Consider the following 20,236-nt stretch of genomic DNA (forward strand, 5'->3'; position numbering starts at 1 on the left):
GGACGCGCCCGGTGCCGTGCGGTCGCCGCTCATCGGAAGACCACCTCCCGGTCGCGCAGGTGGTGTGCCAGCTCGTGCGGGGGCAGGATCGCCGCGTTGCCCGGCCCCGGTCCGAGCGGGGCGATCTGGGTGACGAACCGCCCGACCGCCGCCGTCTTGCGCTCCAGCGCCGTCGGGGACAGCCGGACGACGGCGGCGCTCCGCCAGGGCACCCGGGAATCGCCCGGCTCGGCCCAGTGCCACATCCACACCGGATAGAGCCAGCACGGGATGCCCGCGGAGGCCGCAGCCCGCACGGCGGCCCTGCCGGCCGCCTCGTGGTCGCCGTGCACGTCCCCGGTCCAGGGCGCGACCAGCAGGTCCGCCCCTTCGGCCACGGAGGCGATCCGGGCCGCGACCTCGTCCTCGTACGCCTCCACCCGCGTGTCCGGGATCCGCAGGCGTACGACGGTCGCGTCCGCCGCGCCGAGTTCGGCCAGCGCCGCACGCGTCTCGGCCGTACGCAGCCGTACCAGCTCGGGCGCGGTGACGAGGTCGCTGTCGGGGTGGGAGCCCTCGCCGTCGGTGACCGCGACGACCGTCACCTCCGTGCCCGACGCCGCGAGCAGCGCCAGCGCGCCGCCGAATCCGAGCACCTCGTCGTCGGGGTGGGCGGCGACCACCACCACGCGGCCGACGGAGTCCAGGGCGGCCTCCGGAAGGTCCTGCCACCCCGGCCACGCCTGCCAGGCCGCTTCGGGGGTGCCGGGGGCCTGGATGGGATCGGCGTGACCACCGTCGAGGACGCCCGTCATCGCCCCGCCTCCGGCCTGGCCAGGTACGCGCCGAGCCCGGCGAGGTCGCGTTCGGCGTGGTGCTGGCGGATGTAGACGCCCAGGTCGGCCACCGTACGGGCGTGCCCGGTGTCGTGGCACAGCGGCCCCGCCCCGGTCGCCCGGCCCACGTGGTCCAGCACCTGCCGGCAGACCGACTCCACGAACGCGCGCGTCCGCATCGCCCGCAGCCGGCCCTCGCCCCGGTCGTCACGGGGGTCCTCGTCGATCTCCCGGGCAGCTCGCTCCAGGAGCGTCCAGGCCGCGTGCAGTTGTACGTCCACCGCGCCCAGGTGGGCGTCGGTGTGCGGGTCGGCACGGTGCTCGGCCGCTTCCCGCAGCACTCGGGCCACCGCCACCGCGCCGCCGTACCAGCAGGCGGCGACGCCGATGCCGCCGTGCCAGAACCCCGGCCTGTCCACGTACGCCTCCGGCTCGCCGACCGCGGTCGCCGGCACGTCCGTGAACCGCACGTCCGGGGTGTCGCTGCCCGCCATGCCCACGGCGCCCCAGGTGCCCTCGACCGGTCGGCATCCTTCCGCCGCCACCCGTACGGCGAAGAGCCTCCGCGACTCCCCGGCCCGGGCGGTGACCAGGGCGTCGGTGCAGCTGTGCGCGCCGGAGCAGTACTGCTTCAGGCCGTTCAGCACCCAGCCCGCCCCCTGCCGGACGGCGGTGAGCCCCTCGCCCGGGGGCTCGGCCGCCCACACCCCCCACCGCTCACCCGGGCCCGGCGGCGGCGCCCCGAGTTCCGCGAGAATCGCGGCGGCGTCGACATGCCCCTCGACCAGGCGCGCCGTGCTCAGCCCCGCCTCGGCGACGGTGCGCAGGGCCGCGAACCGTTCGGCGGTCCGCCCGGAGCCCGGCAGCGGAAAGGCAAGCTCCCCGGCCTCGATGCGCGCGACCGCGTCGGCGAAGCCTCGCGCCGCCGCCGCCACCTCGTCGGGCGCGCCAGGATCTGCCGGCATCGTTCGGGACCTCTCGGGGCTGATGAGCACGTCGGACACGGCTGGTCACACCTCCACCTTCGCTCGGTTCCCGTGCCCGCACGATCGGGCGGGCACGGCTGGCGGCTCCACCCAGTGCCCCTCTCACCAGGAGTGAAACGCCCCGGCCGGGAGAGCGGGGCACGCACCGGGGCGGCCGGGGATCCCTCGGGGACGGCGGGGGCGCGCGTCGTCGCCGCTCAGCGGCTCGGTCCGAGCGGATGGTGGTCCTGGGTGCCGCCGGGGACGGTGGCCTCCCAGTACAGTCGCGCGGCATCGGCCGGGACGAGCGCGTCGATCCACTCGACGACCGTGGCGAGCAGAACGTCCTCGAACTCCGCGTCGGACCAGGATCCGGGCCGTGCGGGGACGGCCGGCTCCCAGCCTCGCTCGCCGTGGACGACCGCGAAGAGCTGACGCTCGTCGCCGAGTCGCCGGTCGAGGGCGAACGAGTCGGCCCCGTCGAACCGCGCCCAGACGGCGAAGGTGCCGTCACCCTCCTGGTCAGGGAACACGTCGATGATCACGCCGTCCGTACGCGCCGTGGCAGCGTCCCGGATCAGGCCGAGCCGGCGTGCGACCGCCGGTGACGCCTCGTCGAGCACGCGCCTGAGCCCGGCCCGGTACCGGGCACGGTCCGCATCCTCGGGTACGTCGAGATCCACGGGCACAGGATAGGCGGCGCGGGCGCGGTCGACGGCGGGAGAGAGCGCCGATGAGACGTCTCCCCCGCCAGCGGCAGCGGGGCCTCCCCCGTGGAGGGGCGTCGGCGGGCATAGGACACCCGAAGGCGGGTATCCGCGCATTGCTCGACGGTCAGGAAGCGGCTGTCCTCCTCCCCCTCGCACCCGGAGTTCCCATGTTCATCCTGCCCGCGTTCCGCCGTCGGCTCGCCCGCGTCGTCGCCCTGCTGGGGCCCTCCGCGCCGCAGCCCCCGGCCCTCCGGGCGGACATCGGCCACCAGGACCCGGATCCGGCCTCCGTGTGCCTGCGAAGAAGACCGGTCGACGTGTCCGGCCACCCCGGGGCCCTTCCGGCCCGGCTCCCCGCGCTGGTGCACGGCGGAGAGCAGACCTGGATCCCCGTCGTCATGGATCTTCGCTACGACCGTGACGACCCGCTGGCCGTGGACTTCACGTTCCACGGTCCGACCGGCGCTCTGGCCCGGTGGAGGTTCTCCCGCGATCTCCTGCTGGCGGGCCTGGACGAACTCGTGGGACAGGGCGAGGTGATGATCTGGCCTTCCGACGAGGGCCCGGCCGACAGCGTCCTGTTCCTGCGCCTGGGTCTCCAGGAACGCCACGCCCTCCTCGCCGTACGCCGTGAGCCCGTCCACGAGTGGCTCGCCGGCACGCTCGCCGCCGTACCGCTCGGAGACGAGCTGGCGGGCACCGACTGGGACGAGGAGCAGCGGCGGCTTCTCCGCACGGCGTGAGGAACGGCGGCTTCTCCGCACGGCGGCGGCCTCCCCGCACGGGGTGATGCGGGCATCGGGGAGAATGCGCTTGCCCCCGGTACAGGACAGGACTCCACCGGGGCCGGCGGCCACACCTCGTGGTGCCGACATCATGAGGGAGCAACCGCAGCGATGGAGATCCGTTCCACGACCGACGAGGACCGTGCCGTCTTCGTCGACACCGTCCATGCCGCGTTCGGGCACTTCCCGGAGACCCCGGTCGACGGCGGCGGACTGTGGTGGTCGGCCCTCGAAACGGACCGCTGCCTGCTCGCTCTGACGGCGGACGGGAAGCCGGTCGGCACCGCGTCCGCGTACTCCTTCGAGCTCACCCTGCCCGGCGGCGCCCTCGTCCCGGTGTCGGGGGTGACCTCCGTCGGGGTCCTGCCCTCGCACCGGCGCCGGGGCGTGCTCAGCGCGATGATGCGCCGCCAGCTCGGCGACCTCAAGGCCCGCGGGGAGTTCCTGTCGGTGCTGCTGGCCTCGGAGGCCCCGATCTACGGCCGTTACGGCTACGGTCCGGCGACCCACACGGGGCGGCTGACGGTGCAACGCCACCGGGCGGCCCTCGCCGCACCCCGGGCGGACGATGCGGCCGGCGCCCAGGACGTACGAGCGACACGAGGGGCTCCGGGGGCGGACGCCGGCACGATCGAGATCCTGCGGCGCGCCGAGTGCGGGGAGATCCTGGAACAGGTCTACGACCGCTACCGGCGCACCCAGCCCGGCGCGCTGTCCCGGCCGCACCGCTGGTGGGAGCTGCGCGCGGGTCAGCCTCCGATCTCACCGGCGCCACGCTACATCGCCGTGCACCGGGACGACGACGGCGTCCCGGACGGGTACGCGAGCTACGCGATCGAGTCCGGTGCCCTGACGGTCGACGAGACCATCGCCGGCGACGACGCCGTCTTCACGGCCCTGGCCCGGTTCCTGCTCGGGCACGACCTCGTCTCCCGCGTCGTGTTCAAGCACGTGCCGCCGCAGCATCCGCTGCGCTGGCAGTTGGCGGACTTCCGGGCCGGCGAGGTCAGCAACGACACCGACTGGCTCTGGGTACGGCTGCTGGACGTCCCGGGCGCGCTGACCGCCCGCGCCTGGCCCGTGGACGGCGAACTCGTCCTCGACGTCCGGGACCCGTTCCTCGGCGACCACGGCCGCTACGCGCTGACCGTCCGCGACGGCAAGGCCGACTGCGCCCCGACGGACCGGGCCCCCGACCTGTCCCTGGACGTACGCGACCTGGGCTCGCTCTACCTCGGCGGCACCGCCCCGAGCACCCTGGTCCGGGCCGGCCACATCCGGGCCCACCACCCGAGCGCCGCCGCCCTGGCCGACGCCCTCTTCCGCACCGACCTGTCCCCGCACTGCCTGCACTGGTTCTGAATGTCATCCCCCGGCGTGTGCGCGCCCCGCCCGGTGTGTGCCGGACCGCCCGGTCAGCCGGCGTCCGCCGTGACGGTGTCGCCGGGCATCAGTCCGTAGCCGTCCGGCACCGCTGTGGCGTCCTGGCCGCAGGCCACCGGGGCGTTGGCGGAGTCCACGAACACCACGCTGGGGCGGAAGGCGGCGGCCTCGTGGTCCTCCACCATCGCGTAGGCGATGAGGATGACGAGGTCCCCCGGGCTGATCAGCCGGGCAGCCGCGCCGTTGATGCCGATGACGCCCGAGTCGCGCGGACCCTCGATCACGTAGGTGGTGAGCCTCGCCCCGTTGTCGATGTCGACGATGTCGACCTTCTCCCCGGGCAGGAGGTTCGCCGCCTCCATCAGGTCGGCGCTGACGGTGACGGAGCCGACGTAGTGAAGATCGGCCTGGGTCACCGTGGCCCGGTGGATCTTCGACTTCATCATGGACCTGAACATGGGGTGCGTTCCCTCACTGCTGTGGGTTCTCTACGGATGGGCGGGCCGCCGCGCGCGGCGGAGGTGCGGGGACGGAGTGCGGCCGGAGGTCGTCCGGCCGCACGGGCCGGTCAGCCCGCCACGCACCACTCCAGTACGGCGGCGGCGACCGCGGCGGGCCTGCTGGGCCGAGGCTGGGCGGGACCGTTCGACTCGAAGTTCACCGTCGCGACGGGAAAGGCCACCTACCGGGCGGACGACGGAGCGTCGTTCGTGTTCACGCGGAACAGCGGCGGGACGTACGCATCCCCGGCCGGGTCGAGGGCCAAGCTGGTCGAGGGGACCAGTGACTACGTCCTGACGACGCCCGACCACACCAGGCGGACCTTCACCAGCGGCGGCCAGCTCACCTCCGTCGCGGACAAGGCGGGTAAGGGGCTGACCCTGACCTACGCGTCCGGCAGGCTCGCTTCCGTCAAGGACGCCGCCGGACGCACGACGACGTTCACGGTCGGCGCCGACGGACTGCTGACCAAGGCGGCCCTGCCGGACACGACATCGGTGTCCTACGGCTACACCGGTGATCTGCTGACCTCGGTGACCGACCCCGCCGGAAAGACCTCCTCCTACACGCACGACGCGAACCAACGGTTGTCGTCCTACACCGACCCCGCGGGCGGCAAGGTCGGCAACACCTACGAAACCGCGGGCCGGATCACTTCCCAGACCGACCAGAACGGAGCTGCCCACCCGCAAGTACTCCGACGGCAACACCATCGGCTACACCTACGACGACGACGGCCGCACCGCCACGATGACGGCCGACGGCACCACCACCTACACCTCCGACGCGGCGGGCCACCTCACCAGGACGGCACTGCCCAACACGGAGACCGAGGAACGCACTTACGACCGAGCGGGCCGCGTCACCGCCGTCACCGCCACCAAGGCGGGCACCGCGGTCACCAAGACCGCCCTGACGCTGTCGGCGGCTGGCCTGCCCACCCGCGTCGAGGTCACCCGGGCCGCAGTCGGCACCGGCGGCTACGAGAAGACCTACGTTTCGTCAGGGTTTCTCAGGTGTCCTGGCCATGGCCGCGACCAGTGCCGCAAGGAGTAGCACGCCCGCCGACCACCAAGCCGCGACGGTGAAGCCGTGCACCATCCCCTCCCCCAGGTCCCGGCTCCGGGACGGGTAGGCGTCGATGTAGCGGGTGGCGGCGGACGACGCGATCGTGTTCAGCAGGACGGTGCCCAGGGAGCCGCCGATCTGCTGGAAGGTGGAGACGACGGCGGACGTCACTCCGGCGTCCTTCGGGGCGACCCCGGCGGTCGCCGTCGCGTAGACGGGCATGAAGGTCAGCCCCATACCCAGACCGAGCAGAACCAGCGCTGGCAGTACCCCGGTGGCGTAGGTGGAGTTCGTGCTCAGGCGGGTCAGGAGCAGCATGCCGCCGGCCGCGAGGAGCGCGCCGGGGGCCATCAGGTTGCGGGGGGCGGTGTGGGGCAGGAGCCGGGAGGCAATCTGCGTCGCGCCGACGACGATCGTGACGGACATCGGCAGGAACGCCAGTCCCGTCCTCAGGGGTGAGTAGTCGAGGATGGTCTGGAGGTAGTAGGTCAGGAACAGGAAGGCTCCGAACATGGCGACGGTGGCCAGGCCCATCGTCGCGAGTGCCGCCGCACGGGTTCTGTCCCTGACGATGTGCAGCGGCAGCATCGGATGCTTGGCGCGGGACTGCCACCACACGAAGACGGCGAGCAGGGCGACGCCGGCTGCGAACAGGGTCAGGACCACCGGGTCGGCCCAGCCGGCGGATTCGGCGTCGCTGGAGCCGTACACGATTGCCACAAGCCCGCCGGAGGCGAGCAGCGCGCCGGGAACGTCGAGGCGCACTCCCCGCTGGCCGGGGCTCTTCTTGAGGAAGGCCAGCGCGCCGCCGAGGGCGGTCAGCGCGATGGGGACGTTGACGTAGAGGCACCAGCGCCAAGTCGCGTACTCGGTGAGCAGGCCGCCCACCAGCAGCCCGATGGCACTTCCGCCACCGGCGAGCGCACCGTAGATCCCGAACGCTCTGCCCCTCTCGGCGGGGTCGGTGAACGTCGTCGTCAGCAGTGACAGCGCGGACGGGGCCAGAACCGCGGCGCAGGCCCCTTGCAGGGCCCGCGCCGCGAACAGCGTCCCGGGGCCGTCGGCCGCGCCGCCGAGCGCAGAGGCGGCGGCAAACCCGACCAGACCGATCATGAAGGTGCTTTTGCGGCCGACCAGATCGGCGATCCGGCCGCCGAGGAGGAGCAGGCCGCCGAAGGACAGGGAGTACGCGGTGATCACCCACTGCCGGTTCGCGTCCGACATGCCCAGCCCGTTCTGGACGGAGGGCAGGGCGATGTTCACGATCGTGCCGTCGAGAATCACCATGAGCTGAGCACCTGCGATGACGGCGAGAGCCCACCACCGCTTCGGATCGGGCGACTCGGCCGCATCAGCGGTGGTGTGGGGAACCGGCGAGGGCACGGTGTCCCCGGAAAAGGACTGCTTGGTCAAGGCGATGACATCCTGTGTCGGAGGTGTAGGAGCAGACGCGCGGTCCTGCACCCCGTCACACGACACAGAAGATCGCGAGAACGATGGACACCACCATGAGGTGCCGCAAGGGGGGAGTTCTACCGCGCGCCAAACGGGGGCACACGGCCGGGGGCAACTATGGCCGCCACACTCGTCGTCCAGTCCCAGTCCATGTTTCCCACCTCCTCCCGGCCGAGCACGCGCTACACATCGACGCCGAACGCGCCGAGCGGTGCGGCAGGGAACCCGCCGCACATGACCTCCCACAGAATAGGTCAGCCAGCCGGGTGCACAAGCGAATTTCTCCAGCGCCTGAGCACGGGCTCCTCAGGCTTCGACAAGCAACGATCGGGCCGTGGCTACCGAGAGGACGCGAAGCCCTTCTTGGATCCGCTTCTCCAGGTCGAAAACCCGCCTACCAGGAGCTTCTTAGCGCCGTCAGCCCAACGAGTTCGTCAGTCCGGCAGGTTGAAACAGGCTCACTGGCGGTCTTCGGTCCGGTCCACGCGCTGGGGATGACCGACTGAGCACACGCACCGCTGGAGAAGGGCACCCGGACCGGAATCCGATCGGACGCCTCTGCACGCGAAGTCAGACGTGCGGAAAATCAGTCCTTGTTCTTCCTCCGCTTCTGATCCCGGAAGAAGGCCCAAGTGGCCACGGCCACCACCACGATGCCGATGATCGTGGTCCACAAGGGACTTCCCTTGACCCCGGTACCCATTGCCAGGAGCGTGATCGACATGCCGTGTCCTTTCAGAGCCAGGATCCGCTGATTCCCGCGCCCCCTCCAGACAACCGCCCACCGTGTACGCCTTCTCGGGCAGGTTGCCGGCTGTGCTGGCAGTGGCTCCGGCGGCCTTAGGACATCGTGTCATTTGGCGTCGATCGGTAGGCTCTGGCCGAGATGAGCATGGACGACAAGACCGAGACCGCCTGCCGGATCTGCGGGTACGACGATGGCGAAGCGGTGTTCGACGAGTACGGCGTACCGAAGTACGTCATCTGCCCCTGCTGCTACAACGAATCCGGCATCGGCGATGACAACGTGTCGCAGGTCCGCGAGTTGCGTGGATACTGGGTCGCCAGCGGCGCCCAATGGCACGACCCGAAGTTCCGTTCGGCTGACTGGGACCTGCTGACGCAGCTCGCCAACATTCCGCCCGAGTGGCGCTGACCTGGAGTGCCGAAGGGTATTGCTATCTGGCGAGTCGCCGGTAGCAGATGAGGGTAGCGGCGATGCCGGCGAAGGCGAGGAAGTGGTCAGCCTTGCGCTCGTAGCGACGGTGCAGACGGCGGCATCCTGCAAACCAGGACATCGTTCGCTCGATCGTCCAGCGGTGGCGCCCGAGCCGCTCGGAGGACTCGATGCCTTTACGGGCGATGCGGGGTGTGATGTGCCGGGAACGGAGCCATTGCCGCAAGTGGCGGTTGTCGTGGGCCTTGTCCGCATAGAGTTTGGCCGGTCGTCCTCGACGCGGGCCACGGCGGGATCGGATCGGCGGTATCCCGCGCACGAGCGGCTCAAGTGCCTGGCTGTCGTGGAGATTTGCGCCGGAGATGCCGACGGAAAGGGGCAGACCGGTCCGGTCGGTGATCAAGTGAATCTTTGAGCCGAACTTGCCCCGATCTACAGGATTGGGACCCGTCAGGTCGCCTTTTTCAGGGTCCGCACGTTCACCGAATCGATCGCGCACCGCGACCAGTCCAAGTCCCCGCGGGCACCCAGCTCGTCCAGCACCAGGCGGTGGAGCTTGGCCCGCACCCGGGCCTGGCTCCACTCCGTGAAACGCCGGTACACCGTCGACCACGACGGACCGAACACCTCGAGGGTCTGCCGCCAGGTGCAGCCGGAGGTAGCCACGAACGGGACGGCGGCCAGTACCTCCCGGTCGCAGTAGCGCCGCCGTCCACCACCTTGCGGTCGCACAGGCGCCACTGGCATCACTCGGTGGAACAACTCGGCCCCATCAAGCTACACGAACGTGAAGTAGCCGAAAGATCATTCGCGCAGGTCAGCCACCATTAACCGCTCATCGCGGCAGGTCACTGCACTCGCTGGTCTCTTCCGGCACATCTGATCAGCACGACTCAGTAGGTCTGCGCTCAGCGTCGCCTACCCTCGGCGTCCCATCGATACTCGCCACCTTGTCGGGGTCTGACCTGCCCGACAAGGCACCTGACATGCCATCAGAACGAGGGTCAAATGAGCGTCACAAGCGTCATTCCAGCGTCAGGATATCGCCCGTAACGCCCACACCGCACATTATGCGCACGGGCAAAACCCCAGGTCAGGCGTCCTTCTTCACCGGCTCCAGGATCGCCACGCACTCCACATGATGCGTCATCGGGAACAGGTCGAACGCCCTCAGCGTCCGCACCCTGTACCCCCCGTCCCGGAAGTACGCCAGGTCGCGGGCCAGGGCTGCCGGGTCGCACGCGACGTAGGCGATGCGGCGGGCGCCGAGGGAGGACAGGTGCTTGACGACCTGCTTGCCGGCGCCCGCGCGGGGCGGGTCCAGGACGATCAGGTCGCACTCGGTGATGCCCGTGCGGGGCAGGACCTGGTCGACCTTGCCGTGTTCGATGCGGACCCGGTCCAGGTCCTTCAGGTTGTGGCGGGCGTCCTCCACCGCGCGCTTGCCGGACTCGATGCCCAGCACCGCGCCCTTCTCGCCGATGCGCTGGCCGATGGCCCCGGCGAACAGGCCGACGCCGCAGTAGAGGTCGAGCGCCGTGTCGCTCTTGCGGGGCAGCAGTCCCTGCATCACCGCGCGCACCAGGGTGTTGGCCGCCTGCGGGTGGACCTGCCAGAAGCCGCCGGAGCCGACGCGGTAGGTGCGGTCGTCGGCGCGCTCGCGGACGAAGGCGCGGCCGTGGACGCGGTGGACCCCGCCGTCCTTCTCGTCGACGCGGAGCACGGAGACCGGCTTGTCCAGCTCCACCAGCGGGAGCCGGCCGCCCGGCTTCGGGGTGAGGATGACCTGGCGGTCGTTCGAGCCGGTGGCGGTGATGGCCTCCACCCCGGCGATCTGCGGCCACTCGCGCTTCTCGACGCCCAGCTCGGAGACCCCGGGCGCCGCGATCAGGCAGTGGTCGACCGGCTGCACCTCGTGCGAGCGGTGCTTGCGCAGGCCCACACGGCCCTCCGCGTCCACGGCGTACTGGACCCGGGTGCGCCAGGCAGGCACCTCACCGGCGGGGAGCTTGTCGCCGTCCGCCGGCATGACCGTGCCGTCCCAGCCGGCCTCCTCCGGGGTCAGCCCCGCGAGACGCCGCAGCTGTTCGGCGATCACCTCGCCCTTGAGGCGGCGCTGCGCACCCGGCTTGGCGTGCTGCCAGTCGCAGCCGCCGCACATGCCGGGACCGGCGTACGGGCAGGGTGCCTCGACGCGGTCCTTCGACGGTTCGAGGATCCGTACGGCGTCGGCCCGCAGGAAGCGGGAGTCCGCGTCGCCCTCGGTGACCCTGGCGACGATCTTCTCGCCGGGGAGCGTGTGGCGTACGAAGAGGACCTGGTTCTCCGCGGTGCGGGCGATGCAGTGGCCACCGTGCGCGACCGGCCCGACCTCGACCTCGTACTCCTCCCCGACCAGCGACGACGTGGGTTCGTTCTGCATGAGGGGAGGCTCCTGGAGGAAGGGGGTGAACGGTCGGGCCCGTGGCCGGACGACAGCCCACCAGTCTACGCGGACGGGCCCGGGGCGCCGACCACGGCGGCCCGGACCGCGGCGCTACCCCTTCCCGTTCCGGCCCCTGCCGTTGTGCTCCTTGCGGTGCGGGTCCTTGTGCCGGCGCTCCACCGGGCCCCGGCGGACCGACCCCGGGGCGCTCCAGTCGGCGCGGCGGCGGGCCCGTCGCTTCGCCGCCTCGGAGGACTGGAGCTGGTACGGGACGGAGGTCACCATCACGCCCGGGGTGAAGAGCAGACGGCCCTTGAGGCGCAGGGCGCTCTGGTTGTGCAGCAGGTGCTCGTACCAGTGGCCGACCACGTACTCGGGGATGTAGACGCTGACCACGTCGCGCGGGCTCTCGCGGCGCAGGCCCTTGACGTACTCGATGACCGGGCGGGTCACCTCGCGGTAGGGCGAGTCGAGGATCTTCAGGGGGACGTTGATCCCGCGCCGCTCCCAGTCCTCGCGCAGGGCCCGCGTCTCATCCGGGTCGACGCTGATGGAGAGCGCCTCCAGGTGGTCCGCCCGGATCAGCTGGGCGTAGGCGAGGGCGCGGAGCGTGGGGCGGTGGAGCTTGGAGACGAGGACGATGGCGTGGACGCGGGAGGGGCGCGCGGTCTCCTCGGCGGGGGTCTCGTCGGCGGCGATCTCGGCGGCGACCCGGTCGTAGTGCTTCCGGATCGCGGTCATCGTGCCGTAGAAGATGACCATCCCGAGCAGCGCCACCCACGCGCCGTGGGTGAACTTGGTGGCGAGGACGATCACCAGGACCACGCCGCAGAAGAACGCGCCGAAGGCGTTGATGGCGCGGGAGCGGATCATGTGGCGGCGCCTGGCCTGGTCCCGTTCGTCGGTCAGGAGGCGGTTCCAGTGCCGGACCATGCCGGTCTGGCTGAGGGTGAAGGAGACGAACACCCCGACGATGTAGAGCTGGATCAGCTTCGTGGAGTCGGCTCCGTAGACCCAGACGAGCAGGATCGCCGCTCCGGCCAGCAGCACGATGCCGTTGGAGAAGGCGAGGCGGTCGCCGCGCGTGTGGAGCTGGCGCGGCAGGTAACGGTCCTGGGCGAGGATCGAGCCGAGCAGCGGGAAGCCGTTGTACGCGGTGTTCGCGGCGAGGAAGAGCACGAGGGCGGTGGCGGCCGCGAGCACCATGAAGAGGAACGAGCCGTGGCCGAAGACCGCCTCGGCAACCTGGGCGATGACCGGGTCCTGGGTGTAGCCGGCGCCGACCGGGACGCCGTCGCGGAGCAGGTCGACCGCGGGGTTCTCGGCCATCTTGACGTCCGTGACCAGAGCCAGGCCGATGATGCCGCAGAACATGGTGACGGCGAGCAGGCCCATCAGCGCCAGCGTGGTCGCGGCGTTCTTGCTCTTCGGCTTGCGGAAGGCCGGTACGCCGTTGCTGATCGCCTCGACGCCGGTGAGGGCGGCGCAGCCGGAGGAGAAGGCCCGCAGGAGAAGGAAGACGAGGGCGAATCCGGCCAGCCCCTGGTGCTCGGGTTTGATCTGGAGTTCGGAGGTGGGGGCGTGCATCGCATCGCCGAGGACCAGCCCGCGGAAACTGCCCCACAGAATCATCAGGAAGACGCCGGCCACGAAGAGATAGGTGGGGACGGCGAAGAGTTTTCCGGACTCCTTCACTCCGCGCAGGTTCATCAGAGTGAGCAGAACGATGGCGCCGACGGCGCAGAGCGTCTTGTTCTCGACGACGAACGGGACGGCGGAGCCCAGGTTCTCGACGCCGGAGGAGATCGACACGGCGACGGTCAGGACGTAGTCGACGAGCAGGGCGCTGGCGACGGTCAGTCCGGCCTTGGGCCCGAGGTTGGTGGTCGCGACCTCGTAGTCGCCGCCGCCGCTCGGGTAGGCGTGGACATTCTGCCGGTAGGAGGCGACGACCGTGAACATCAGGACGACGACCGCGACGGCGATCCAGGGGCTGAAGTGGTACGCCGACACCCCCGCGATGGACAGCACGAGGAGGACTTCTCCGGGTGCGTACGCCACCGAGGACAGCGGGTCGGACGCGAAGACGGGGAGTGCGATGCGCTTGGGCAGAAGGGTCTCGCCCAGCTTGTCGCTGCGCAGCGCCCGGCCGATCAGGATCCGTTTGGGCACGTCGGTCAGTTTGGACACGCTGAGGATCGTAAGCGGAGCCGACGGCCGAAACGCACGCCCTTTCGACGCGCCCCCGCAATCTCCTGCGGTCGGGGGAGAACGCCTCGCCATTCTTTAACGCGATCCTTGCACTCGTACGCCCTTTTTTGCATTTCCTTTACTGGTACGGGCGGTGATGGGGAGACGCGGATGAGGGATCGGTCTGTCCGGCGCTTAAGCTCGACTTCGGGCCACACCGCGGGTGTGTGCCCCGTTGTTTGCCCGGCAAGCCGAGAGAGAAGTGTGAGCAGCGTGTTTTCGCAGGTCAGCGGGATGACCAGGACGGCGGGGTAGGCGCACAGTGCACATCGTCATCATGGGCTGCGGGCGCGTCGGAGCCGCTCTCGCACAGACCCTGGAACAGCAGGGGCACACCGTCGCGGTGATCGACCAGGACCCGACGGCGTTCCGCCGGCTCGGGTCCGGATTCGGCGGTCGGCGGGTCACCGGCGTCGGTTTCGACCAGGACACGCTGCGCGAGGCCGGAATCGAGGACGCCGGGGCGTTCGCCGCGGTCAGCAGCGGTGACAACTCCAACATCATCGCGGCCCGGGTGGCCCGCGAGATGTTCTCCATCGAGAACGTCGCGGCCCGGATCTACGACCCCCGGCGCGCCGAGGTCTACCAGCGCCTCGGCATTCCCACCGTGGCGACGGTCCGCTGGACGGCGGACCAGATGCTGCGGCGGCTGCTGCCGTCGGGCGCGGAGCCCCTGTGGCGCGATCCGAGCGGTGGCGTGCAGCTCGCGGAGGTGCACACGACGCCGTCCTGGATCGGTCACCGGATCAGCACGCTCCAGGAGGAGACGGGGGTCCGGGTGGCCTTCCTGACCCGGTTGGGCGAGGCCATACTGCCGACCTCGCAGACCGTCCTGCAGGAGGGCGACCTGGTCCACGTGATGATGCGTACGGACGAGATCGCCAAGGTCGAGGCGGCGTTCGCCCAGGGTCCCGAGGAGGACGGTCACTGATGCGTGTGTCGATTGCCGGGGCGGGCGCGGTGGGACGTTCCATCGCCGCCGAGCTGCTGGAGAACGGGCACGAGGTGCTGCTGATCGACAAGGCGCCGACCGCCATCTCGGTGGAGCGGGTCCCGATGGCCGAATGGCTGCTCGCGGACGCCTGTGAGATCACGTCGCTGGACGAGGCGGCGCTGCAGCGGTGCAACGTCGTGATCGCGGCGACCGGGGACGACAAGGTGAACCTGGTCGTCTCGCTGCTCGCCAAGACCGAGTACGGCGTGCCGCGCGTGGTGGCCCGGGTGAACAACCCGAAGAACGAGTGGCTGTTCAACGAGTCGTGGGGTGTGGACGTCGCCGTGTCGACGCCGCGGCTGATGTCGGCGCTGGTCGAGGAGGCGGTGAGCGTCGGCGATCTGGTCCGGCTGCTGCGCTTCAGCCACGGCGACGCCAACCTGGTCGAGCTGACGCTGCCCCCGGAGTCGGCGCTGGCCGGTACCCGGGTCGGTGACGTCGCCTGGCCCGAGGACACCTCGCTGGTGACGATCATCCGGGGCACGCGCGTGCTGACGCCTAGCACCGAGGAGACGCTGGAGGCCGGCGACGAGCTGCTGTTTGTGGCCGCCCAGGCGCGCGAGGAGCAGTTGGAGGACCTGCTGTCGGTACGGAACGGCCCGGACGCGGAGTCGACGCCGAGGCCGAGGGCGTCGGAGGACTGACCCTCACCGGCCCGCTGAGCCGAGTCATGCGGAAGGGGCCCGGAACCGCCGAGCGGTTCCGGGCCCCTTCGTCGGTCGCGTGCGTGACGGTGGGCGCCGTACGGATCAGGCTTCCGGATCGCGTACGGCGGCGGCCGCGGCCTTGCGCTCCTTCTCGGCCTGCTCCTCGGCCTCCATCTCGGCGAAGACGTCGATGGGCGCCGGCGCCTTCGCGAGGAAGACCCAGGTCAGGTAGACGGCGAGCAGGAACGGCGGGATCTTCAGCGCGATGAGCACCCAGCCGAACTGGGTGGTGTCGGCCCACCAGTAGAGCGGGAAGAGGATCGCGCACTTGGCCAGCAGGATGAAGCCCCACGCGTAGCTGGCCTTGGTGTACGCCTTCTTCCGGCCCGCATTGCGGGTCCGCCAGGAGAGGTTCTCCTTGAAGACCGGGCCGAGGATCAGCCCGATCAGCGGCACCCCGGCGGCGGCGGTGGCGATGTAGGCGACCGCGAGGCCCAGGGTGTAGAGCATGCCCGGCAGGTAGAAGTCCTTGGCGTTGCCCGTCATCATCGCGAAGACGACGCCGAAGGCCACCCCGAAGACTCCGCTGAAGGCGTGCTTCACGGTGTCCCTGCGGATCAGCCGGACGGCGACGAGCAGCAGGGACACGGCCAGGGCCGCGATGGCCGAGATGTGCAGGTCCTTGTTGATCGTGAAGATCGTGACGAAGAGCAGCCCGGGCAGGACCGTCTCCACCATCCCGCGCACGCCGCCGAACGCCTCGAAGAGGGCGGCCTCGGTGACGGTCCGCGTCTCCGCGTCCTGCTGGGCGGCGTGCCTGCCGCCGGTGGGCTGCGGATCGGTGCGGTGGGGCTGGTCCGTGTCGGACGTCGGCTTGTCGAGAGACGTCACCGGCTACTCCTTGCCGAGCGGTCGGAGTTCGTATGTGGGGTTGAACAGCACCCGGCGGCCGTGGCTCATGGCGACCCGCCCCGAGGCGATGATTCTGCGGCCGGGTTCTATCCCGACGATGGAACGGCGGCCGAGCCAGACCACGTCGAGCGGCTCGGTGCCGTCGAAGAGCTCCGCCTCCAGGGCGGGGACTCCGGCCCGGGGGCGGAGGGTGACCGTCCGCAACGTACCAGCCACCTTCACGATCTGGCGGTCGGAGCACTCGGAGATCCGGGTGCATCCGGTGGCCTGCGCGTCCTCCCGCAGCTCCTCGGACTCCAGGTCCTCCTGCGAGCTGGAGAGCCGGTCGAGCATGCGGCGGAAGCGGCCGGAAGGTCTCGCCGCCTTCCCGGCCTTCCCGGCTTTCTCGGATCGGGGAACAGCACTCATACCCGAAGGGTACCGGTCCTCACGCCGGTACACGGAGGCCCGGAAAGACCACTCGGAAGAGTGGTGCCGCAGGCGCTTCGGCGGATGACTCCGGGGCGGGCCGGCCTCTCAGCCGCGCTCGAACCGGTAGCCCATGCCGGGCTCGGTGACGAAGTGGCGGGGGTGCGAGGGGTCGGCCTCCAGCTTGCGGCGCAACTGGGCCATGTAGACCCGCAGGTAGTTGGTCTCGGTGCCGTAGGACGGGCCCCACACCTCCTGGAGGAGCTGCTTCTGGCTGACCAGGCGGCCGGCGTTGCGGACGAGGACCTCCAGCAGGTGCCATTCGGTGGGGGTGAGGCGGACGTCTCGGCCGTCCCGGTGGACCTTCTTGGCCGCCAGGTCGACGGTGAAGCCGTCCGTCTCGACGACGGCGATGTCCTCGGCGCCGTTCTCCTGACCGACCGGTTCCGCCCGGCGCACCGAGGCGCGCAGGCGGGCCAGCAGCTCGTCCATGCCGAACGGCTTGGTGACGTAGTCGTCCGCCCCCGCGTCCAGGGCCTCCACCTTCTCGTCGGAGCTGTGGCGCGCGGAGAGGACCAGGATCGGGACCCGGGTCCAGCCGCGCAGCCCCTTGATCACCTCGACCCCGTCCATGTCGGGCAGCCCGAGGTCGAGGAGGACCACGTCGGGGTGACGGGCGGCGGCGAGCTGGAGGGCAGTCGCCCCGTCGGGCGCGGCGTCGACCTCGTACCGCCGGGCCTTCAGGTTGATCACGAGGGCGCGGACGATCTGCGGCTCGTCGTCGACCACAAGCACCCTGGTCATCGGGGACCTGCCTTTCTGCTGTACGGGAGGAGGGAGGGGGCTGGGGAGGGGTGTACTGGGCGCGCCGGCGCGCCCCGGACCGGGGCGCGGCTCACGGCGCACGTCCCGGCGCGCCCCGGACGGGGGTGCGGCCCAGGGTGCACGCGCATGCGCGCCCCGGTCCGCGGCGTTTCACGGCGTACGCCCCGGCGCACCCCGGTCTCCGGGCGCGCGTCCTCACGCGGGCGCGCGTCATGAGGTCACCCGGGCCGGCAGTTCGGCTTCGGCACGGCCGGTCTCCCCCGCCGCCGCGAGGGTGAGGACCATGGTCAGGCCGCCGCCGGGGGTGTCCTCGGCGTCGAGCGTGCCGCCCATGGCCTCGGCGAAGCCCCGGGAGACGGCGAGGCCGAGGCCCACTCCGGAGCCGCGCGGGGCGTCCCCGTACCGCTGGAAGGGTTCGAAGATCCGGTCCTTGGCCTCGTCGGGGACGCCCCGGCCCCGGTCCACCACCCGCAGCTCGACCCGGCCGCCGAGGGCGCTGGCGGCCACGGCGACGGGCTCCCGGCCGGGGTTGTACTTAACGGCGTTCTCCACGATGTTGGCGACGACCCGCTCCAGAAGGCCGGGGTCCACCGCCACCATCGGCAGCGTCTCGGGGATGTCGAGCTCGACGCTCCCCTCGGGGACGCCGCCGAGCGCCATCGGGACCACCTCGTCGAGGTCGATCTCGCGGATCAGGGGGGTCACCGTGCCGGTCTGGAGGCGGGACATGTCGAGCAGGTTCCCGACGAGGTGGTCGAGCCGGTCGGCGCCGTCCTCGATGCCCTCCAGGAGCTCCGCCTCGTCCTCGTCGGACCAGGCCACGTCGTCGGAGCGCAGTGAGCTGACGGCGGCCTTGATCGCGGCGAGCGGGGTGCGCAGGTCGTGGCTGACGGCGGCGAGCAGCGCGGTCCTGATCCGGTTGCCCTCGGCGAGCCTGCGGGCCTGCTCGGCCTCGCCCACCAGACGCTGACGGTCGAGGACGACGGCGGCCTGGGCGGCGAACGCGCCGAGCACCCGGCGGTCCTCGGCGGGCAGCACCCGGCCGGACAGCGCGAGGGCCAGGTTGTCGCCGACCGGCATGTCGACGTCGGCGTCGTCGGGCCGGCTCACCGGGGCGGGCCCCACCGCCCCGGCGCGGGTCCACGGCTCCACGTCGCTGCTGCGCTCCAGCAGGGCGACGGACTCCATCGCGAAGGTCTCGCGGACCCGCTCCAGCAGCGCGTCCAGGGCGGTCTCGCCGCGCAGCACGCTGCCGGCGAGGAAGGAGAGGATCTCCGACTCGGCGCGCAGCCGGGCGGCCTGGTGGGTGCGGCGGGCCGCGAGGTCCACCACGGAGGAGACCGCGACCGCCACCGCGAAGAAGATCACGATGGCGACCAGGTTCTCCGGGTCCTGCACGGTCCAGGTGTGGGTGGGCGGGGTGAACCAGTAGTTCAGCAGCATGCAGCCGACGGCGGCGGAGGCCAGCGCGGGTCTCAGCCCGCCGAGCAGGGCGGCGGCCACCGTCAGGAAGAGGAAGAGCAGGACGTCGTTGGCGAGGCCGGGGGCGTCCTCCATGGTGCGGAGCACCACCGCGAGCAGGAGGGGCCCGACGACGCCGACGAGCCAGCCCCAGATGATCCGGGCCCGGCCGAGCCGGGCCCCTCGGGCGATGGGCAGGCCGCGGCCCTTGGCGACCTCCTCGTGGGTGACGATGTGGACGTCGAGGTCGGGGCCCGACTCGCGGGCGACGGTCGCGCCGACCCCGGGCCCGTAGACGTACTGCCAGGTCTTGCGGCGGCTGGAGCCCAGCACGATCTGGGTGGCGTTGACGCCCCGGGCGAACTCCAGGAGGGCCGCGGGTATGTCGTCGCCGATGACATGGTGGAAGCTGCCGCCCAGGTCCTCGACCAGGGTGCGCTGGACCGTCAGCTCCTTCGGGGAGGCGGAGGTCAGGCCGTCGCTGCGGGCGATGTAGACGGCGAGGATCTCGCTGCCGGAGCCCTTGGCGGCCATCCGGGAGGCGCGGCGGATGAGAGTGCGGCCCTCGGGCCCGCCGGTCAGCCCCACGACGATGCGTTCGCGGGCCTGCCAGGTGGTGCGGATGTTGTGCTCACCGCGGTACTGCTGGAGGTACTCGTCGACCCGGTCCGCGACCCAGAGCAGTGCCAGCTCGCGCAGGGCGGTGAGGTTGCCGGGGCGGAAGTAGTTCGAGAGGGCGGCGTCCATCTTGTCGGGCTGGTAGATGTTGCCGTGCGCCATCCGGCGGCGCAGCGCCTGGGGCGACATGTCGACCAGCTCGATCTGGTCGGCCCGGCGGACGACCTCGTCGGGGACGGTCTCACGCTGCCGGACGCCGGTGATCGACTCGACGACGTCGCCGAGTGACTCCAGGTGCTGGATGTTGACCGTCGATATGACGTCGATCCCGGCCTTCAGCAGCTCCTCGACGTCCTGCCAGCGCTTGGCGTTGCGGGAGCCGGGCACGTTGGTGTGGGCCAGCTCGTCCACCAGGGCGACGGCGGGGGCGCGCTCCAGGACGGCGTCGACGTCCATCTCGGTGAAGACGGCGGAGCGGTAGCTGATCTCACTGCGCCGGACCTGCTCCAGGCCGTGCAGCAGCACCTCGGTGCGCGGCCGGTCGTGGTGCTCCACGAGGGCCACCACGCAGTCGGTGCCGCGCTCGACCCGGCGGTGCGCCTCGGACAGCATCGCGTACGTCTTGCCGACGCCCGGTGCCGCGCCCAGGTAGATCCGGAGTGTGCCGCGTCCCATGGCCCCATTGTCTTCTTCCGTCCGGCCCCGTGGTCCCGGCGGCCGGTGGCGCGCCCGGTGCGGCTGCCGCCTTCGACGCTACTCCGCCGGGGCCGGTGATTCGGTCCCGGGAGCACGGGCGGGCGGCGTATTGACGGAATTCTGATGCGCGCCGAACCGGGA

Annotated in this window: 19 protein-coding genes; 6 read left to right on the plus strand and 13 right to left on the minus strand. The window is 71.2% G+C overall.

Annotated elements, in window-relative coordinates:
* Positions 1 to 29: 29 nt before the first annotated feature.
* The 3 genes from IF19_RS0102295 to IF19_RS0102305 all read right to left on the minus strand — a co-directional run bounded on the left by IF19_RS0102295 (position 30) and on the right by IF19_RS0102305 (position 2,463).
* Entirely contained in the window at positions 30 to 794 is a 765-nt protein-coding gene (locus IF19_RS0102295; RefSeq protein WP_030119799.1) for a PIG-L deacetylase family protein, read from the minus strand.
* Entirely contained in the window at positions 791 to 1,780 is a 990-nt protein-coding gene (locus IF19_RS0102300) for an acyl-CoA dehydrogenase family protein (protein ID WP_078580411.1), read from the minus strand. The genes IF19_RS0102295 and IF19_RS0102300 overlap by 4 nt, the downstream gene beginning before the upstream one ends.
* 218 nt (positions 1,781 to 1,998) lie before the next feature.
* Positions 1,999 to 2,463 (minus strand): DUF6389 family protein, encoded by a 465-nt coding sequence (locus IF19_RS0102305; RefSeq protein WP_050490832.1) that lies wholly within the window; start codon positions 2,461 to 2,463, stop codon positions 1,999 to 2,001.
* Between the two features lie 194 nt (positions 2,464 to 2,657).
* On the opposite strand from IF19_RS0102305, the gene IF19_RS0102310 reads away from it, so the two are divergent.
* Positions 2,658 to 3,233 carry an SsgA family sporulation/cell division regulator gene (locus IF19_RS0102310; protein WP_050493742.1) on the plus strand — a complete coding sequence of 192 codons (576 nt, stop codon included), beginning with the start codon at positions 2,658 to 2,660 and terminating at the stop codon, positions 3,231 to 3,233.
* Positions 3,234 to 3,386: 153 nt separating this feature from the next.
* Positions 3,387 to 4,637: a GNAT family N-acetyltransferase gene (locus tag IF19_RS0102315; protein ID WP_030114665.1), complete on the plus strand. Its 1,251-nt coding sequence runs from the start codon at positions 3,387 to 3,389 to the stop codon at positions 4,635 to 4,637.
* A gap of 53 nt (positions 4,638 to 4,690) precedes the next feature.
* On the opposite strand, the gene panD is transcribed toward IF19_RS0102315, so the two are convergent.
* Positions 4,691 to 5,116: an aspartate 1-decarboxylase gene (panD, locus tag IF19_RS0102320; protein WP_030114664.1), complete on the minus strand. Its 426-nt coding sequence runs from the start codon at positions 5,114 to 5,116 to the stop codon at positions 4,691 to 4,693.
* 793 nt (positions 5,117 to 5,909) lie between these two features.
* Between panD and IF19_RS1000000138060 the strand changes: the two genes are divergently transcribed.
* A complete protein-coding gene (locus tag IF19_RS1000000138060) occupies positions 5,910 to 6,215 on the plus strand; it encodes a hypothetical protein (protein WP_030276090.1) in 306 nt (101 codons plus the stop codon).
* Here IF19_RS1000000138060 and IF19_RS0102330 read toward each other — a convergent pair.
* Both IF19_RS0102330 and IF19_RS1000000137530 read right to left on the minus strand, forming a co-directional pair.
* Entirely contained in the window at positions 6,162 to 7,640 is a 1,479-nt protein-coding gene (locus IF19_RS0102330; RefSeq protein WP_030114663.1) for an MFS transporter, read from the minus strand. The two genes, IF19_RS1000000138060 and IF19_RS0102330, sit on opposite strands and share 54 nt — an antisense overlap.
* Positions 7,641 to 8,268: 628 nt before the next feature.
* Positions 8,269 to 8,406 carry a FeoB-associated Cys-rich membrane protein gene (locus tag IF19_RS1000000137530; protein ID WP_156095445.1) on the minus strand — a complete coding sequence of 46 codons (138 nt, stop codon included), beginning with the start codon at positions 8,404 to 8,406 and terminating at the stop codon, positions 8,269 to 8,271.
* Positions 8,407 to 8,568: 162 nt separating this feature from the next.
* Here IF19_RS1000000137530 and IF19_RS0102340 point away from each other — a divergent pair, with 162 nt between their 5' ends.
* The gene (locus tag IF19_RS0102340; protein WP_030114662.1) at positions 8,569 to 8,838 is read left to right on the plus strand and encodes a hypothetical protein; all 270 of its coding nucleotides are present in this window, start codon (positions 8,569 to 8,571) and stop codon (positions 8,836 to 8,838) included.
* A gap of 22 nt (positions 8,839 to 8,860) precedes the next feature.
* Here the strand turns inward: IF19_RS0102340 and IF19_RS1000000135835 are convergent.
* The 3 genes from IF19_RS1000000135835 to IF19_RS0102355 all read right to left on the minus strand — a co-directional run bounded on the left by IF19_RS1000000135835 (position 8,861) and on the right by IF19_RS0102355 (position 13,474).
* Positions 8,861 to 9,606, minus strand: a protein-coding gene (locus tag IF19_RS1000000135835) for an IS5 family transposase (protein ID WP_172674260.1) whose coding sequence is annotated in 2 segments (ribosomal slippage) — positions 8,861 to 9,321 and positions 9,321 to 9,606 — 747 coding nt in all. Because the reading frame shifts where the segments join, the coding sequence is not laid out codon by codon here.
* Positions 9,607 to 9,952: 346 nt separating this feature from the next.
* Positions 9,953 to 11,281 (minus strand): class I SAM-dependent RNA methyltransferase, encoded by a 1,329-nt coding sequence (locus tag IF19_RS0102350; RefSeq protein ID WP_030114660.1) that lies wholly within the window; start codon positions 11,279 to 11,281, stop codon positions 9,953 to 9,955.
* A 114-nt stretch (positions 11,282 to 11,395) separates the two neighbouring features.
* A complete protein-coding gene (locus tag IF19_RS0102355) occupies positions 11,396 to 13,474 on the minus strand; it encodes an APC family permease (protein WP_030119795.1) in 2,079 nt (692 codons plus the stop codon).
* A gap of 322 nt (positions 13,475 to 13,796) precedes the next feature.
* On the opposite strand from IF19_RS0102355, the gene IF19_RS0102360 reads away from it, so the two are divergent.
* Together IF19_RS0102360 and IF19_RS0102365 are read left to right on the plus strand one after the other, a co-directional pair.
* Entirely contained in the window at positions 13,797 to 14,465 is a 669-nt protein-coding gene (locus IF19_RS0102360) for a potassium channel family protein (RefSeq protein WP_030114657.1), read from the plus strand.
* Positions 14,465 to 15,172, plus strand: coding sequence for a potassium channel family protein (locus tag IF19_RS0102365; protein WP_030114656.1), 708 nt, complete (start codon positions 14,465 to 14,467; stop codon positions 15,170 to 15,172). The genes IF19_RS0102360 and IF19_RS0102365 overlap by 1 nt, the downstream gene beginning before the upstream one ends.
* A gap of 105 nt (positions 15,173 to 15,277) precedes the next feature.
* Here IF19_RS0102365 and IF19_RS0102370 read toward each other — a convergent pair whose 3' ends face one another.
* The 4 genes from IF19_RS0102370 to IF19_RS0102385 all read right to left on the minus strand — a co-directional run bounded on the left by IF19_RS0102370 (position 15,278) and on the right by IF19_RS0102385 (position 20,074).
* The gene (locus IF19_RS0102370; protein ID WP_030114655.1) at positions 15,278 to 16,066 is read right to left on the minus strand and encodes a DUF3159 domain-containing protein; all 789 of its coding nucleotides are present in this window, start codon (positions 16,064 to 16,066) and stop codon (positions 15,278 to 15,280) included.
* A gap of 3 nt (positions 16,067 to 16,069) precedes the next feature.
* On the minus strand, positions 16,070 to 16,495 hold the full coding sequence (locus IF19_RS0102375) for an OB-fold nucleic acid binding domain-containing protein (RefSeq protein WP_170757205.1): 426 nt from the start codon (positions 16,493 to 16,495) through the stop codon (positions 16,070 to 16,072).
* A 108-nt stretch (positions 16,496 to 16,603) separates the two neighbouring features.
* The gene (locus tag IF19_RS1000000138065) at positions 16,604 to 17,299 is read right to left on the minus strand and encodes a response regulator (protein WP_030114653.1); all 696 of its coding nucleotides are present in this window, start codon (positions 17,297 to 17,299) and stop codon (positions 16,604 to 16,606) included.
* Between the two features lie 231 nt (positions 17,300 to 17,530).
* Positions 17,531 to 20,074 (minus strand): sensor histidine kinase, encoded by a 2,544-nt coding sequence (locus IF19_RS0102385; protein WP_030119794.1) that lies wholly within the window; start codon positions 20,072 to 20,074, stop codon positions 17,531 to 17,533.
* Positions 20,075 to 20,236: the final 162 nt, after the last annotated feature.

This window comes from Streptomyces californicus, assembly GCF_000717645.1.
GTDB lineage: Bacteria > Actinomycetota > Actinomycetes > Streptomycetales > Streptomycetaceae > Streptomyces > Streptomyces californicus.